Genomic DNA, 15,740 nt, shown 5'->3' with positions numbered 1-15,740 from the left:
AGACAGCCCTGAGGGTGGCCGCCAGCGGGGCGCGCTCGTCTGCACGCGCCGAACGGAGGTTCAGCGCGCGGCGATCACTTGGAGGGGACGACTGCCCGCTTCTCCTTGATCTTCGCCTTCTTGCCGCGGAGCTTGCGGAGGTAGTACAGCTTCGCGCGACGGACGTCGCCGCGGGTGAGGACCTCGACCGACTCGATCGACGGGACGTGCAGCGGGAACGTGCGCTCCACGCCGACACCGAAGCTGATCTTGCGGACGGTGAAGGTCTCCCGGACCCCGCCACCCACGCGCGAGATGACGACGCCCTGGAACGCCTGGACACGCGAGCGCGTTCCCTCGACGACCTTGACGTTGACCTTGACGGTGTCGCCGGCGCGGAACGCCGGGATGTCGGTACGCAGCGATGCTGCGTCGACGCTGTCGAGCGTATGCATGTGTTTCTCCCCGTCCTGCCACAGGTCAGGAACGTCTTGTGGGCCGCAGCGCCGAGGCGCAGCGATCCTGTCCAGTTCAGAAGGTGGTGTCACGCCGATGCGGCGTTGGTACTGTGTAGGACGCCCCTGTGGCAGAGTCCGGTTCAGTGCACACCAACAAGTCATCTTGCCACAGCGACCGGCGTTCTACGAATCTCCGCTGCGCTCGAGCCGTCCGTCAGCCGTCGGGAACCAACCGTGCGCCGCCAGCAGCGCCCGGTCGGCCTTGTCCGTGCTCTCCAGGTCGAGCGTCGCGATCATGTCGGGCCGGCGCTCGATGGTCCGCAGGATCGCCTGGTCCCGGCGCCAGCGCACGATCTTCGCGTGGTGCCCGCTGAGCAGCACCTCCGGCACGTCGAGACCGTCCCACGTGGGCGGCTTCGTGTAGACCGGGTACTCCAGGAGCCCGGCGGCTCCGTGGGACTCCTCGACGAGCGACTCCGGGTTCCCGATCACGCCCGGGATCAGCCGGGCGACCGCCTCGATCATGACGAGCGCGGCGACCTCGCCACCGTTGAGCACGTAGTCACCGATGGACACCTCGCGGACGTCGACCCCCTCTCGACGATGGTGCTCGACGACGCGCGCGTCGATCCCCTCGTAGCGCCCGCAGGCGAACACGAGCTGGGGCGATCCCGCGAGCGACTCCGCGGTGCGTTGCGTGAAGCTCTCCCCCGACGGTGTCGGCACGACGAGGGTGGCCCCCGGCGTGAGCACCGCCGAGAGCGCGGTACCCCACACGTCAGGGCGCATGACCATCCCTGCGCCGCCCCCGAAGGGGGTGTCGTCGACCGTGCGGTGCCGGTCGGTCGTCCAGCTCCGGAGATCGTGCACGGTGAGGTCGAGCAACCCAGCACCGACAGCCTTGCCCACGAGCGAGAGCTGCAACGGGGCCAGGTACTCGGGAAAGATGGAGACGACGTCGATCCGCACGTCAGGCGTCACTCTCGTCGGCTTCGAGGTCCTCGACGGCGGGGGCATCGGCACCCTCCGGAAGCGCGACGTCGAGGTTCGCGGCGTCGCGAGCGAGGAGCCCACCGGGGGGATCGAGGACGACTCGCCCGCCCGAGACGTCGACGACCGGGACGAAGGCGCGGATGAACGGCACGAGCGTGCGCGCACCGTCCGTCTCCCGCAGCACGAGGACGTCGTGCGCGGGCATGTGCTCGAGGCCCGTGATGGTCCCGACCTCGGTCCCGTCGACGAGCTCGGCGCGCAGGCCGGCGAGCTCGTGGGGGTACCAGGCGTCCTCCTCGTCCGAGGCGTCCGCGTCGACGACGAGCTCGGTCCCCCGCGCGTTCTCGGCTCCGGTGCGATCCGTGAGCTCCGCGAACTGGACGTGCCACCGACCGTTCTGGATCCTCGTCGACTGCACCGTGAGCGGGCCGGCGTCCGCCGGCACGGTCCGCAGGGTCTGCCCCACGGCGAACCGGAGCTCGGGTGCGTCGGTGCGCAGGTCGAGGGCGACCTCACCGCGCAGTCCGTGCGCACGCCCGATCTTGGCGACGGTCAGTTCCATTGCACTCCTCCGGCTGGGAAAAACGAGTCCTGCGACCAACGACGTACGGCCGACCATGAACGGAAAAGGCCCGGGGCCCGGACACCTCGCGGTGACCGGGCCCCGGGCCGGTGCTCAACCTCTGGCGATGCTGACGCCCAGCGGGTCAGCGACGATCGACATCGACCACGTCGACGCGCACGGAGCCGTCACCGGCGAGAGCGCCGACGACGGTCCGCAGAGCGCGAGCGGTCCGTCCGCCACGGCCGATCACCCGGCCGAGGTCTTCGGGATGGACCCGGACCTCGAGGAGCTCGCCACGCCGCAAGGGCTTGGCGTTGACCTGCACGTCATCGGGGTTGTCCACGATGCCGCGCACCAGGTGCTCGAGAGCATCTGCCAGCATCAGGCCTGCTCGTCCGCGGGTGCCTCGGCCGGCGCGTCGGCAGCAGCCGAGGACGCCTCAGCAGCGGCGGCCGCCTTGGCGGCAGACGCCTTGGCCTTGACCTTCTCAGCGTCGGCAGCGGCACCGGCAACAGCCTCGGCCACGCCCTCGGCACTGAGCTTCTCCTTCGTGCGCAGAGTTCCCTCGGCACCCGGGAGGCCCTTGAACTTCTGCCAGTCGCCCGTGATCTTGAGGAGCACGAGGACCTGCTCGGTCGGCTGAGCGCCGACGCTGAGCCAGTACTGCGCCCGCTCCGAGGTGATCTCGATGAGCGACGGCTCCTCGGTCGGGTGGTACTTCCCGATCTCCTCGATGACACGGCCGTCACGCTTCGTGCGGGAGTCGGCGACGACGATGCGGTAGTACGGCGCCCGGATCTTGCCGAGACGCTTCAAACGGATCTTGGTGGCCACGTGGTGGGCTCTCCTGGTTCTGAGGTGGTGAACCGTGCACCGACCCGGCGGGGTGCGGGGGTGCGTGGTTCGAAACGCGACGATGCTCGGAGAGAGGGGCCGGGCATGCCGAGTACAGCGGCTGATTATGCCAGACGGGAAGGTGTGCTTCCAACTACGCCCGTGCGCACCGGACCTACGCCCGTGCGTACCGCACACCGCGAAGGATCACGGCCCGCGGGGAACGCAGCACGGTGATGTCCGATCGCGGGTCCTCCGCGTAGACGACGAGGTCCGCAGACGCGCCCTCTACGAGCTCGCCCGCACCGAGGTAGGACCGGGTGCGCCAGCTCGCTGCAGCCACGACGTCGGCCGCCGGCACGCCGGCGGCGACGAGCTCCGCGCACTCGTGCGCGATCCTGCCGTGGTCGATGGTGCCGCCTGCGTCGGTGCCGACGAGGAGTCGCACACCGGCCTCGTACATCTGGCGGACCTGCTCGTACCGGCGGGCGTGCATCGCTCGCATCCGCGCAGCGAACGCCGGGAATCGGACGTCTGCCTGGGCGGCGATCTGCTCGAACTGGGCGACCTGGAGGAGCGTGGGCGTCACGGGGACACCGCGGCGCGCAGCCTCGACGATGTGGTCGGCGGTCATGCCCGTGCCGTGCTCGATGCAGTCGACGTCGGCAGCGAGCAGACCGTCGATCGCCTCGGTGGAGAACGCGTGCACGGTGACCCGCGCCGCGTTCTCGTGAGCACGACGCACAGCATCCGCCAGGACGGCGTCCGGCCAGAGCGGCGTGAGGTCACCGTGCTCACGGTCGATCCAGTCCGCGACCACCTTGACCCAGCCGTCACCACGTGCTGCCTCTCGGGCGACCGCGTCGGGCAGGGACTCGACGTCCTCGAGCTCGTCACCGAAGCCGCGGAGGTAGCGCTTCGGTCGCGCGAGATGGCGACCTGCCCGGATGAGCCGCGGGAGGTCCGGGCGCCCCGCGACCCACGAGGTGTCGAGCGGCGACCCCGCGTCGCGGACGAGGAGGACACCGCTGTCGCGGTCGGCGACGGCCTGCGCCTCGGCCTCTTCGTCCGTCACCGCCCCGTCGGCTGCGAGACCGATGTGACAGTGGACGTCGACGAGGCCGGGGAAGGCGTGGCCGTCGATGCGATGCATGTCGGCCGTCAGACCCGCAGGCCGGGTCAGGCTGATCCGCCCGTCCTCGATCCACACGTCACCGAACTCCCGGCCCTCGCCGAGCGTGATCGTCCCGTGGACGTGGATGACCGGGTGCTGGCTCATGCGCGGGACGGGCTCAGCGACCGAGGAACTTCTCGAGCCCCGCAGGAATCTCCAACGGTGCGTCGGCCTCGTCCTGCTTGCCGACGCCGAACGCGGACCCGGCCGGAGCCGTCCGCGGCGCCGCCTCGGCAGCCCGCTGCTCCGCCGCACGCTTGGCAGGGTTGCCCGACTTGCTCTTCTTGCCGCGCACGGGCTGCGCCTGCTGGCGGCCGCGCGACTTCTTCCCGCCCATGCCAGGCAGGTTGCCCATCCCCGGCACGGCCATCCCTCCTCCGCGAGCCATCTGGCGCATCATCTTCTGCGCGCCGGCGAAGCGCTCGAGCAGCTGGTTGACGTCCGTCGTCGTCACGCCGGAGCCCTTGGCGATCCGTGCTCGCCGCGAACCGTTGATGATCTTCGGCGTCTCGCGCTCGGCCGGGGTCATCGAGCGGATGATCGCCTCGACGCGGTCGACCTCGCGCTCGTCGAAGTTCTCGAGCGCCTCGCGCATCTGGCCCATCCCGGGCAGCATGCCGAGCATCTTCTTCATCGAGCCCATGCTGCGCATCTGCTGCATCTGCGACAGGAAGTCAGCGAGCGTGAAGTCGGTCCCGGCCGCCATCTTCGCGGCCATGGCGTTGGCCTCGTCCGCGTCGAACGCCTTCTCGGCCTGCTCGATGAGGGTGAGGACGTCACCCATGTCGAGGATGCGCGAGGCCATGCGGTCGGGGTGGAACGCCTCGAAGTCGGTGAGCTTCTCACCGGTGGAGGCGAAGAGGATCGGCTTGCCCGTCACGCGCGCCACGGAGAGCGCGGCACCACCGCGGGCGTCGCCGTCGAGCTTGGACAGGACGACACCCGTGAAGCCGACGCCGTCCGCGAAGGCCTGCGCCGTCGTGACGGCGTCCTGACCGATCATCGCGTCGATGACGAAGAGGACCTCGTCCGGCTGCGTGGCGTCACGGATGTCCGCGGCCTGCTGCATGAGCTCCGCGTCGACTCCGAGGCGACCTGCGGTGTCGATGATGACGATGTCGTGCTGGCGCGATCGCGCCGTCTCGACGCCCGCCCGGGCGACACCGACGGGATCACCTGTGGCGACCTCGTCCTCGCCCGCCACGCCAGGGTGCGGCGCGAACACAGGGACGCCGGCGCGCTCGCCGACGACCTTGAGCTGTGTGACGGCGTTCGGTCGCTGGAGGTCGGCCGCGACGAGGAGCGGTGTGTGGCCCTGCTCGCGCAGGCTCAGGGCGAGCTTGCCGGCGAGGGTCGTCTTTCCGGCGCCCTGGAGGCCCGCGAGCATGATGACCGTCGGTGCGACCTTGGCGAGCCGGAGCCCACGGCTCTCGCCGCCGAGGATGGAGACGAGCTCCTCGTTGACGATCTTCACGACCTGCTGGGCAGGGTTCAGCGCCCCGGAGACCTCGACCGAGAGCGCCCGCTCGCGCACCGTCCCGGTGAACTCGCGCACGACGGAGACTGCGACGTCGGCATCGAGCAGCGCCCGGCGGATCTCCCGCACCGTCGCGTCGATGTCGGCCTCGGACAGGCGTCCTTTGGTCTTGAGGTTCTTGAAGGTCGATGTCAGACGATCCGACAGAGTGGCGAACACCGTTTGCAATCCTCACCGGTCGCTGGATGTGGCAGAGGGACCAGCCTACCGGCTCAGTGCTCCCCGTCGTCGCGAGCGCCCCCGCCGAGCATCTCCAGGGTCCGTGCGACGAGGTCGTCGACGAGACGCTCACGCCAGGCCGTCCAGGCCGTGGGGCCGAGGGACGACGCGTCCGCCTCGGTCAGCGCGCGCAGCACCTCGAGCAGCTCCGGCCGGTGGTCGACCGCCTCCGCCAGCTCCTCCATGGTCGCCGGGTCCGACGGGTCGCTGCTCACCGCGAGCCGCGACAGCGTGAGGTGGTGGCGGACCATGCGCGCGACGTCGGCCACGACCTGGTCCTCGAAGCCCATGCGCTGCAGGATCGTCGGCACGAGGTCCGCACCGACGGTCGAGTGGTCCGCCGCTCCTGCGCGCTTCCCGATGTCGTGGAGGAAAGCCGACAGGAGCAGGACGTCGGGCAGCGCGACGGTCCGTCGCCACCGCCGGGCTCGCGACACCGTCTCGATGAGGTGGCGGTCCACGGTGTGCCGGTGCACGGCCGCGCGCTGCGGCCGGTTGCGCACCCCCTGCCACTCGGGGATCCAGGACGTCACGACACCCGCGAGGTCGAGCGCCTCCCACACGGGGATCTGGGCCGGGCCTGACGCGAGCACGGTGAGCAGGGCCGTCCTCGCGGGCTTCGGCCACGGGACAGGGAGCGGCGGGCACTGCGCGAAGCTCGTCACCGAGACGGGCGAGATGGTCAGACCGGTGCGCGCCGCGGTCGCCGCCGCGCGCAGAGCGAGCATGGGGTCCGCGGCCGGGCTCGCCTCGACCGCCAGGACGAGCTCGCCGTCGTGCTCGACGAGCCCGTCACCCACCGACCGGAGGCGCGGCGCCGCGCGGCGACCCCGGATCATGAAGGGACGGGCGGCAGCGAGCGGCCGCTGGAGAGCCTGGCGCGCGCGCCGGATCGTCGTGTCCAGGCCGTAGGTGATCTCTCGACCGGCCTCGGCCAGGCTCGCGAGGAAGTCGTCGGAGTCCGGGTACCCGCAGAGCTCGGCGACCTCGTCGAGGTCGGCCAGCACGAGCCGGTTCGTGTGCCTGCGCGTGGTCAGCTGGATGGCGTCGCGCGCGTCGAGGAGATGGTCGTACGCACGGTCGACGGCGCCGTGCGGACGGTCGGTGAGCCACGTCGCTGCCAGCGCGGAGAGGATGACCGCGTCGCGGATCCCTCCCCGCGCCTCCTTGAGGTCGGGCTCGATGAGGTAGGCGAGCTCGCCGTGCCGGTCCGCACGCGCCTTCGTCGAGGCGAGCAGCTCAGGGAGCCGGCGCCGGGCCGCCGACCGCCAGTCCATGAGGACCGCGGAGGTGGCACGGTGCACCACGAGCGCGTCGCCGGCCACCGGGCGGACGTCGAGCATGCCCACAGCGGCAGGGAGGTCCTTCGAGGCCACCTGCCGGCACTGGGCGAGAGAGCGCACCGAGTGGTCGAGGTCGAGACCCGCGTCCCAGATCGGGTACCAGACCTTCTCGGCGACCGAGCGCAGCTCGTCCGGACCGTGGGTCCGTCCGTCGTGCACGAGGACGAGGTCGAGGTCGCTCATCGGACCCGCGTCCCCGCGGCCGAGGCTCCCGACCGCAGCCAGCGCGATCCCGCTCGGGTCGACACCGTCGGACGCGACGGACCACAGGTCCTCGAGACGCCTGACGACGAGGTCGCCCAGCGCGCGTCGTCTCTCCGGGCCGGAGACCGCTCCCCCGGACGCGCCGTCGGTCCGCATGAGGCGCTCCGCGAGCACGAGCCGTTCAGGGCGGAGGTCCCGCACCCCTGCGGGGTGCGGGACCTCCTGGTCCCGGTCGTCGGGTCGGGGACCCGAGCCGGGATCGTTCTCGGCGCCGTAGCCGTGCTCCACCATCATGTGCCTACGCCGCTCTCGTGCTGGTGAGGATCAGAGCGCCTGAGCGCCGTGCTCCCCGGTACGGACCCGTGCGACGTCGTCGACCGAGACGGTCCACACCTTGCCGTCGCCGATCTTGCCGGTCTGGGCTGCCTGGACGATGACGTCGGTGACGACGCCCGCGTCGTCGTCCTCGACGAGGACCTCGATCCGGACCTTGGGGACGAGGTCGACCGTGTACTCAGCACCGCGGTACACCTCCGTGTGCCCCTTCTGGCGTCCGTAGCCGCTGGCCTCGCTGACCGTCATCCCACGCACGCCGGCTGCTTCGAGCGCCGACTTCACGTCGTCGAGACGGTGAGGCTGGATGATCCCCGTGACGAGCTTCATGACTTGACCTCCGTAATGACCCGGCCGCCGCCGATGGTCTCGTATGCACCCTCACCGTGGACGGCGAGGTCGATCCCGCCGACCTCGGCTTCCTCGGTCACACGCCATCCGAGCGTGCTCTTGATGATGAGGCCGATGACAAGGGTCACGAGCCCGGAGAACACGACGGCCACGAGGGCGACGAGGATCTGGATGACGAGCTGCTCCACGCCCTCACCGTAGAAGAGGCCGCTCTCGGTCGCGAGGAAGCCGACACCCACGGTGCCGACGAGACCGCCGACGAGGTGGACACCGACGACGTCGAGCGAGTCGTCGTAGCCGAACTTGAACTTGAGGCCGACAGCCAGCGCGCAGAGCACACCGGCGACCGCGCCGAGGAGGATCGATCCGACCGGGCTGAGGGCACCCGCCGCAGGGGTGATGGCGACGAGACCTGCGACGACACCGGACGCGGCACCGAGCGAGGTGGCATGGCCGTCACGGATCTTCTCCGTGATGAGCCAGCCGAGGATGCCTGCGGCGGTCGCGGTGGTCGTGTTGACCCAGGCGAGGCCTGCGGTCTCGTTCGCGCCGAAAGCAGAGCCGGCGTTGAAGCCGAACCAGCCGAACCACAGGAGCGCGGCGCCGAGCATGACGAAGGGGAGGTTGTGCGGTCGCATCGGCTCCTTGCCGAAGCCCTTGCGCGCCCCGATGAGCAGGACGAGGACGAGCGCGGCGACACCGGCGTTGATGTGGACGACCGTGCCACCGGCGAAGTCGATCGGCGCGACGTCGGCTGCCCCGTCGGTCGAGCCGAAGACCATGGCCGCGAGGCCGCTCTCGGCTGCCGAGAGGAAGCCGCCGCCCCAGACCATGTGGGCCATCGGGAAGTAGGCGAGCGTCACCCAGAGCGCGGTGAAGACCATCCAGCTGCCGTACTTCACGCGGTCGGCGATGGCGCCGCTGATGAGTGCGGTGGTGATGATGGCGAAGGTCACCTGGAAGGCGACGTCCACGACCTGCGGGTAGTTGCCGAGGGTGCTGACGACAGCTGCTCCGTCTGCGTCGAAGATCGTGCCGTCGAGCCCGAACTGGTCGAACGGGTTGCCGATGATCCCGGCGACGTCGCTGCCGTACGACATCGACCAGCCCCACAGCACGTAGATGACGCCGATGACGCCCATCGCGCCGAAGGACATCATCATCATGTTGAGCACGGACTTGGCGCGAACCATGCCGCCGTAGAAGAACGCCAAGCCGGGCGTCATGAGGAGCACGAGAGATGCTGAGGTCAGCATCCACGCGGTAGCTCCGGTATCCCATTCCATCGGATCATCTCCTATCCCAGCCGGGCGGCCGGTCGGGTACAACTTTCAAGGAGATGGGTTTCCGCGCAGGGCCGCACGTGTTTCGCGGGGGTGACGAGATCGCTCCGCACGTAAACGTTGTGTTTCGTGGGTGACCTCAGCCCTGCAGGAGCGCGTCGACGAAGCCCTCGGCGTCGAAAGGCGCGAGGTCGTCAGGTCCCTCGCCGAGACCGACGAGCTTGACGGGGACACCGAGCTCGCGCTGGACGGCGACGACGATCCCGCCCTTGGCCGTGCCGTCGAGCTTCGTGAGGACGATGCCCGTCACGCCCGCGACCTCGGCGAAGACGCGTGCCTGGTTGAGCCCGTTCTGACCGGTCGTCGCGTCGAGCACGAGGAGCACCTCGGTGAGCGGCGCCTCCTTGGTGATGACGCGGGTGATCTTGCCGAGCTCGTCCATGAGACCGGCCTTGTTCTGCAGCCGGCCGGCGGTGTCGACGAGGACGACGTCGGCGCCGCGTGTCCGTGCCGTCCGCACCGCGTCGAAGGCGACCGCTGCCGGGTCGGCGCCGTCCTTGAACGAGCGGACGGTCTCGACGCCGACGCGGGCGCCCCAGGTGGTCAGCTGGTCTGCGGCCGCGGCGCGGAACGTGTCGGCTGCGCCGAGGACGACCTCGCTCCCCTCGGCCACGAGCACTCGGGTGAGCTTGCCGACCGTCGTGGTCTTGCCCGTCCCGTTGACTCCGACGACGAGGACCACGGCGGGCGTCTTCGACCCGTCGTCGTGGAGCGTCGGTGCGGTGTGGAGAGTGCGGTCGAGCGTCGGGTCGACGAGGGAGACGAGCTCGGCGCGCAGCATCGCACGGACCCCGGCAGCGTCCTTGACCCCCTGGACACGCACCTGGGTGCGCAGGGCGTCGAGGAGCTCGGTCGCCGGCCCGGCTCCGACATCAGCCAGCAGGAGCGTCTCCTCGAGCTCGTCCCAGTCGTCCTCGCCGAGGTGGTCGCGCGAGAGGACGGCGAGGAGCCGCGTGCCGAGCGGCGAGCCCGACCGTGCGAGACGGTCGCGGAGCCGGACGAGTCGGCCCGTCGTCGGTTCGGGGACCTCGACCTGCGGTTCGGCGAGCTCCGGAGGTGCGTGCGCCGGTGCGTCCGGCGGGACGAGGATCCCGTCGGACGGGGCTTCGCCGTCGTCGACGAGCACGTCGCCGGCATGCGTGGAGGCGCTGTCGAGATCACGCCCCTCGTCGCCGGGCGCCGACCGCTTGCGGCGGTTCGCGGAGGAGACGCCGACGAACCCGAGGGAGCCGAGGACGAGGACAGCGAGTGTTATCCAGACAGGAAGCTGATCATTCACGTCTGAAGTCTCTCAGGGTGAGGCGGTCGACCGCACCACGAGTGCGTGCGCCCAGAGATTCAGCGCCGCCGATGCAGGACCTGGCTCACCTGGGTGGTGTCGAGGTAGGCGGGGGCCGACGTCTGTGTCGCCGCGAAGAAGTCGTCGATCGTCGTCTCCTGGGGGGTCTCGAAGGACCATGCATCGGTCGTGGCACGCTGCGCCGTGTCGCGCTCGGCCGGGCCGGACCGTCCAGCCAGGACGGGGACGCGGGTGGGCGCGCCCGGCCGCGGGCCAGGTGCACCGGACCGACCCCGGACAGGCGATCCCGCCGTCGAGGCCCGCCCTCGGCCGAGCCGGGCGCGCAGCGTCGCCGCACCGGCGCGGAAATCGCCCCAGACCTGGCTCACGGCCTCGGCCAGGGTCCGCGGACCGCCCCCGTCGCCGTTCCCGGAGCCGTCGCCACGCGTCGCAGCAGCAGCAAGGAGCAGGACTCCGACCGCAAGAAGGATCGCCACGACCAACCACACATACATCTGCACCATGCGCCAGTCTTAGCACGCGGTCCGGCGGGATCGACTCGGCGGCGCGGCCACGGACCGAAACCTCCTCCGACCCTCACGCAACCTCCACGCGTGGGTCACGCCTCGGCCGTCTCCCGGGAGTCCTGGCTGATCCGCTGGCTGATGACCGTCGTCACCCCGTCGCCGCGCATCGTCACGCCGTAGAGCGCGTCGGCGATCTCCATCGTGCGCTTCTGATGGGTGATGACGATGAGCTGGCTGTCGTGCTGCAGCTCGACGAAGATCTGGAGGAGGCGACCGAGGTTCGTGTCGTCGAGAGCCGCCTCGACCTCGTCCATGACGTAGAACGGGCTCGGGCGCGCCTTGAAGATGGAGACGAGCAGGGCGATCGCCGTGAGCGACCGCTCCCCTCCGGAGAGGAGGGACAGCCGCCTGACCTTCTTCCCTGCCGGGCGCGCCTCGATCTCGATGCCGGTGGTGAGCATGTCGGACGGGTCGGTGAGCACGAGGCTCCCCTCGCCCCCGGGAAACAGGCGTGCGAAGACCTCCACGAACTGTGCCTGCGTGTCGTGGAACGCAGCGCTGAACACCTGCTCGACCCGCTCGTCGATCTCGCGCACGATCTCGAGAAGGTCCGTGCGCGACTTCTTGAGGTCGGCGAGCTGCGCGGTGAGGAACGTGTGGCGTTCCTCGAGCGCGGCGAACTCCTCGAGCGCCAGCGGGTTCACCCGTCCGAGCCGAGCCATCGCGCGCTCGGCCGTCTGCATCCGCTTCTCCTGCTCCGCACGCACGTAGGGACGGTCGTCGGGCGGCACGGGACGGTCAGGTCCGTACTCCTCGACGAGGCTCGTCGGGTCGAGGCCGAGCTCGTCGACCGAACGTGTCTCGAGCTGCTCGATGCGCAGCTGCTGCTGCGTCCGCGCCACCTCGTCCCGGTGCGCCACGTCGGTGAGCTCGCGCAGGCTCGTCGCGCCATGCTCGGTCCGGGTCCGGAGCGCGGCAAGATCGCGCTCACGGTCCACACGGTCGGACTCGACCTGGTCCTTGTGCTCCTGGGCGAGAGCGAGCGACCGGTCGAGCCGGCCCAGGACAGCCACGGTCGCGTCGCGGACGGCGCGGGCGAGGTCTGCCTGCCGGGCGCGGACCGCCTCCCGCTCGGCAGCTCGGGCGCGTGCCGCGCGCTCGGTCGCTGCCGCGCGCTCGAGCGACTGCGCGCGACCGGCCAGCGCGCGGGCCCGCTCCTCGCTCGTGCGCAGCGCCAGCCGTGCCTCCATCTCCCGCGACCGCGCCGCGGCGGCGCGCTCGAGCAGGTCGTCTCGCTCCGACGCAGCGTCGTCGACTGCGGCCTCGGAGACCTCGGGCGCAGCCTGCGCCGCGCTCAGCCGCTGCGTGAGGGCGTCGAGGTCGGACTCCTCCTGCTCGCCCGCGAGCGTCGCCGCGTCGAGCTGCGCCTGGAAGCGTGCGACCTCCCCGGCAGCCGATCGGGCCGTCGCGCCCAGGTGCCCGAGCTGCTCGGCGACCGCCGCGAGCGACGCGTCCGACTCGTTGAGCCGTGCGAGCGTCGCGTCGTACGTCGCCTGTGCCTGCGCACGGGACGCGCGCGCGGCGTCCTGCTCCTGTGCCGTGGTCGCGAGCCGGGCGCTCGCGTCCTCGAGAGCTGTCCGCGCCTCGGAGAGCGCGGCCTGCAGGTGCAGGACGCTCGGTGCAGAGGCGGTCCCTCCCCACGCCCGGTGCGCACCCACCAGGTCTCCGGACCGCGTGACCGCGAGGAGCCGGGGGTGCGCCGCCACCAGGACACGCGCCTGCGCGAGGTCCTCGACCACGACGACGTCTCGCAGGAGCGCGTCCACGCCGGCCCCGACGGCCGAGGCGGGGCGGACCACCGACCGGGCCCAGGCCGCGCCGTCCGGCAGCTCGACGAGCTCGTCCTCGTCCCGCGCGGCCGGGAGGTCGACCTGCGGACCGCCGACGACCAGCCCGGCCCGGCCGGCGTCGTCCAGCCTGAGCATCCGGATCGCATCGACCGCCACGTCGACCGACTCGACGACGATGGCGTCTGCGTAGGTGCCGAGCGCCGCCGCGACCGCGTCCTGGTAGCCGGCGTCGACCGCGAGCATGGCGGCGAGGGAACCGACCGTGCCCGACAGGTCCGATGCGAGCAGCGCTCCCGCCCCGTCCTTGCGGTCGAGGCTCATCTCGAGCGTCTCGCTCCGGGCGCTCCACGTCGCGTGGTCCCGCTCCGCCTGCCCGCGCGCCTCGGCGACCCGGCGGAGCTCAGCCTCGGAGTCCTCGAGGCTCGCGGTCGCACGCTCGTGCTCGGCGTCGAGGTGCTCCTCCCCTTCCTGCGCGCCGGTGACCTCGTGCTCGAGCGTGACGAACTGCGCGGCTGCCCTCGCCCCACGGCGCTCCGCCTCGGCCAGGGACTCGTGCAGGCGGTCGATCTCGGCCTGCCGTGCCTCGAGGCGCGACCGCTTGGCCGCGAGCTGACCCGCGAGACGGGCGACCCCTTCACGGCGGTCCGCCTCGCCCCGCAACAGGTCTGCCAGGACCTTCTCCGCAGCCGCTCCCGCAGACTCGCTCTGCTGGCGCGCGCCGATCGCCTCGTCGAGCGCCTCGCGCCGCAGCTCGACCTCACGGGCGAGGTCCGCCTCGGACGCCCGGGCTCGCGCCGCCTGCCGGTCGAGGTCGAGCGGGTCCGAGCCGGACGTGTGCGGCTGCGCGGTCCCGAGCAGACGCAGCCGCTCGGCCGCGAGGGTCTGGAGGCCCGTGATCCGGTCGCGCAAGGACGAGAGGCGGTACCACGTGTCGCTCGCCTCACGCACGGTGGGCGCCGCTTCGGCGGCCGCCTCCTCGAGTGCGACGAGGGCCGACCGTGCCGCCTCGAGCTCGGCCGACACTGCAGCGACGCGCACCTGCAACGCCGTCTCGTCGGCGATCTCCTGCGCGAGCGACGCCGTGAGCTGGGCGAGGTCGTCGGCGAGCAGACGCGCGCGAGCGTCACGCAGGTCCGACTGCACGACGGCGGCCTTGCGAGCGGCCTCGGCCTGTCGGCCGAGCGGACCGAGCTGCCGTCGGACCTCAGCGGTGAGGTCGCCGAGACGCAAGAGGTTCCCCTGCATCGACTCGAGCTTGCGGAGCGCCTTCTCCTTGCGCTTGCGGTGCTTGAGGACCCCGGCAGCCTCCTCGATGAAACCGCGGCGCTCCTCGGGCGTCGCCCGCAGCACCTGGTCGAGCTGCCCCTGTCCGACGATCACGTGCATCTCTCGACCCAGACCCGAGTCGGAGAGGAGGTCCTGGATGTCGAGGAGCCGGCACGACGAGCCGTTGATCGCGTACTCGGAACCGCCGCTACGGAACAGCGTGCGCGTGATCGTCACCTCGCTGTACTCGATCGGCAGCGCACCGTCGGCGTTGTCGATGGTCAACGACACCTCGGCGCGGCCGAGCGGCGGGCGTCCGGACGTGCCGGCGAAGATGACGTCTTCCATCTTGCCGCCGCGCAAGGTCTTGGCCCCCTGCTCGCCCATGACCCAGGCGAGCGCATCGACGACGTTCGACTTCCCCGACCCGTTCGGGCCGACCACGCACGTCACACCGGGCTCGAAGCTCAGCGTCGTCGCGGACGCGAACGACTTGAACCCGCGGAGCGTCAGTGTCTTGAGGTGCACGGCTCAGAGCCTAGTGGGCACGACCCTCAGAGCGAGGGGAACCAGAGCCCGATCTCCCGTGCCGCGGACTCGTCCGAGTCGCTGCCGTGGACGAGGTTCTGCTGGACCTTGAGCCCCCAGTCGCGACCGAGGTCGCCGCGGATCGTTCCCGGTGCGGCGGTGGTGGGGTCCGTCGTGCCCGCGAGCGAGCGGAATCCCTGGATGACGCCCTGCCCCTCGACGACGACGGCGAGGACCGGCCCGGAGGACATGAACTCCACGAGCGGCGCGTAGAACGGCTTGCCCTCGTGCTCGGCGTAGTGCTGGGCGAGCAGCTCCTCCGTGGCGTGCTTGAGCTCGACGGCGACGAGCGTGTAGCCCTTCGCCTCGATGCGACGGAGGATCTCGCCCGCGAGACCGCGGCGGACGCCGTCCGGCTTGACGAGGACGAGCGTGCGGGAGACGGCTGGGGACGAAGTGGAAGTCATGCGGTCAACCCTATCCGCTGTGCAGCGAGGGGCGTGCTCAGCGGACTGGTGGCACTTCTCCCGGGTGGGCGGCGTCGTACTCCGCGCGCTCTCTGTCGATCTTCGCACCGAGCCACAACGAGACCGCCCACATGACGACGAACACCACGGCCACGATGACCATGAGCGGGATGACGAGCGACACGGCGAGGAACGGGAGCTGGACCGCGGAGCCCGCGACATACCCCCCGGGAGCGGCGACGAGCCGGCTGAGGACCACGAGGACGACGGCGAGCACACCCCCGGCCAACCACACCTGGCCGGCCGGAGCGTCGACGAGCCGGAAGGCCACGAGCGTCGCGAACACGACGACGAACGCCTCGAGCACGAGCATCGTCGACGCGAACTGGATCTTGGCCGACTTCTTCGCCACGACCCGGGCGGGGGCGTCGCCGCCGCCCGGGACCGACGGGCTCGGGTCTGCGGGGGCCGGTACGTCTGGAGAGCTCAC

Annotated in this window: 15 protein-coding genes; all 15 read right to left on the bottom strand. The window is 71.1% G+C overall.

Annotation, left to right across the window (positions count from 1 at the left end):
• Positions 1-74 precede the first annotated feature (74 nt).
• The 15 genes from rplS to ABKW26_RS14495 all read right to left on the bottom strand — a co-directional run bounded on the left by rplS (position 75) and on the right by ABKW26_RS14495 (position 15,740).
• Positions 75-434 carry a 50S ribosomal protein L19 gene (rplS, locus tag ABKW26_RS14565; protein WP_348594500.1) on the bottom strand — a complete coding sequence of 120 codons (360 nt, stop codon included), beginning with the start codon at positions 432-434 and terminating at the stop codon, positions 75-77.
• Positions 435-620: 186 nt separating this feature from the next.
• On the bottom strand, positions 621-1,406 hold the full coding sequence (trmD, locus tag ABKW26_RS14560) for a tRNA (guanosine(37)-N1)-methyltransferase TrmD (RefSeq protein ID WP_348594502.1): 786 nt from the start codon (positions 1,404-1,406) through the stop codon (positions 621-623).
• Position 1,407: 1 nt separating this feature from the next.
• The gene (gene rimM, locus ABKW26_RS14555) at positions 1,408-1,992 is read right to left on the bottom strand and encodes a ribosome maturation factor RimM (RefSeq protein WP_348594499.1); all 585 of its coding nucleotides are present in this window, start codon (positions 1,990-1,992) and stop codon (positions 1,408-1,410) included.
• 145 nt (positions 1,993-2,137) lie between these two features.
• Complete coding sequence (locus tag ABKW26_RS14550; protein ID WP_098454753.1) at positions 2,138-2,377, bottom strand: RNA-binding protein; 240 nt, start codon at positions 2,375-2,377, stop codon at positions 2,138-2,140.
• Positions 2,377-2,829, bottom strand: coding sequence for a 30S ribosomal protein S16 (rpsP, locus tag ABKW26_RS14545; RefSeq protein ID WP_348594498.1), 453 nt, complete (start codon positions 2,827-2,829; stop codon positions 2,377-2,379). The genes ABKW26_RS14550 and rpsP overlap by 1 nt, the downstream gene beginning before the upstream one ends.
• A 175-nt stretch (positions 2,830-3,004) precedes the next feature.
• Positions 3,005-4,108: an amidohydrolase family protein gene (locus tag ABKW26_RS14540; RefSeq protein ID WP_348594497.1), complete on the bottom strand. Its 1,104-nt coding sequence runs from the start codon at positions 4,106-4,108 to the stop codon at positions 3,005-3,007.
• A 13-nt stretch (positions 4,109-4,121) separates the two neighbouring features.
• Positions 4,122-5,699, bottom strand: coding sequence for a signal recognition particle protein (gene ffh / locus ABKW26_RS14535; protein WP_348594496.1), 1,578 nt, complete (start codon positions 5,697-5,699; stop codon positions 4,122-4,124).
• A 53-nt stretch (positions 5,700-5,752) separates the two neighbouring features.
• Entirely contained in the window at positions 5,753-7,600 is a 1,848-nt protein-coding gene (locus tag ABKW26_RS14530; protein ID WP_348594495.1) for a [protein-PII] uridylyltransferase, read from the bottom strand.
• Between the two features lie 30 nt (positions 7,601-7,630).
• Positions 7,631-7,969, bottom strand: a complete 339-nt coding sequence (locus tag ABKW26_RS14525; RefSeq protein WP_348594494.1) for a P-II family nitrogen regulator — start codon at positions 7,967-7,969, stop codon at positions 7,631-7,633.
• A complete protein-coding gene (locus tag ABKW26_RS14520) occupies positions 7,966-9,276 on the bottom strand; it encodes an ammonium transporter (protein WP_348594493.1) in 1,311 nt (436 codons plus the stop codon). The genes ABKW26_RS14525 and ABKW26_RS14520 overlap by 4 nt, the downstream gene beginning before the upstream one ends.
• Positions 9,277-9,412: 136 nt before the next feature.
• Positions 9,413-10,612 (bottom strand): signal recognition particle-docking protein FtsY, encoded by a 1,200-nt coding sequence (gene ftsY / locus ABKW26_RS14515; protein WP_348594492.1) that lies wholly within the window; start codon positions 10,610-10,612, stop codon positions 9,413-9,415.
• A gap of 59 nt (positions 10,613-10,671) precedes the next feature.
• Positions 10,672-11,136: a hypothetical protein gene (locus tag ABKW26_RS14510; protein WP_348594491.1), complete on the bottom strand. Its 465-nt coding sequence runs from the start codon at positions 11,134-11,136 to the stop codon at positions 10,672-10,674.
• A gap of 95 nt (positions 11,137-11,231) precedes the next feature.
• On the bottom strand, positions 11,232-14,783 hold the full coding sequence (gene smc, locus ABKW26_RS14505) for a chromosome segregation protein SMC (RefSeq protein WP_348594490.1): 3,552 nt from the start codon (positions 14,781-14,783) through the stop codon (positions 11,232-11,234).
• Positions 14,784-14,809: 26 nt separating this feature from the next.
• Positions 14,810-15,250: a nucleoside-diphosphate kinase gene (ndk, locus tag ABKW26_RS14500; protein ID WP_348594489.1), complete on the bottom strand. Its 441-nt coding sequence runs from the start codon at positions 15,248-15,250 to the stop codon at positions 14,810-14,812.
• Between the two features lie 37 nt (positions 15,251-15,287).
• Positions 15,288-15,740, bottom strand: a complete 453-nt coding sequence (locus tag ABKW26_RS14495; RefSeq protein ID WP_348594488.1) for a DUF4233 domain-containing protein — start codon at positions 15,738-15,740, stop codon at positions 15,288-15,290.

The organism is Sanguibacter sp. 25GB23B1, from assembly GCF_040012415.1.
Classification (GTDB): Bacteria; Actinomycetota; Actinomycetes; order Actinomycetales; family Cellulomonadaceae; genus Sanguibacter.
Note: the sequence above shows the minus strand (reverse complement) of the source record. Positions and strands in the feature narration are given on the sequence as shown.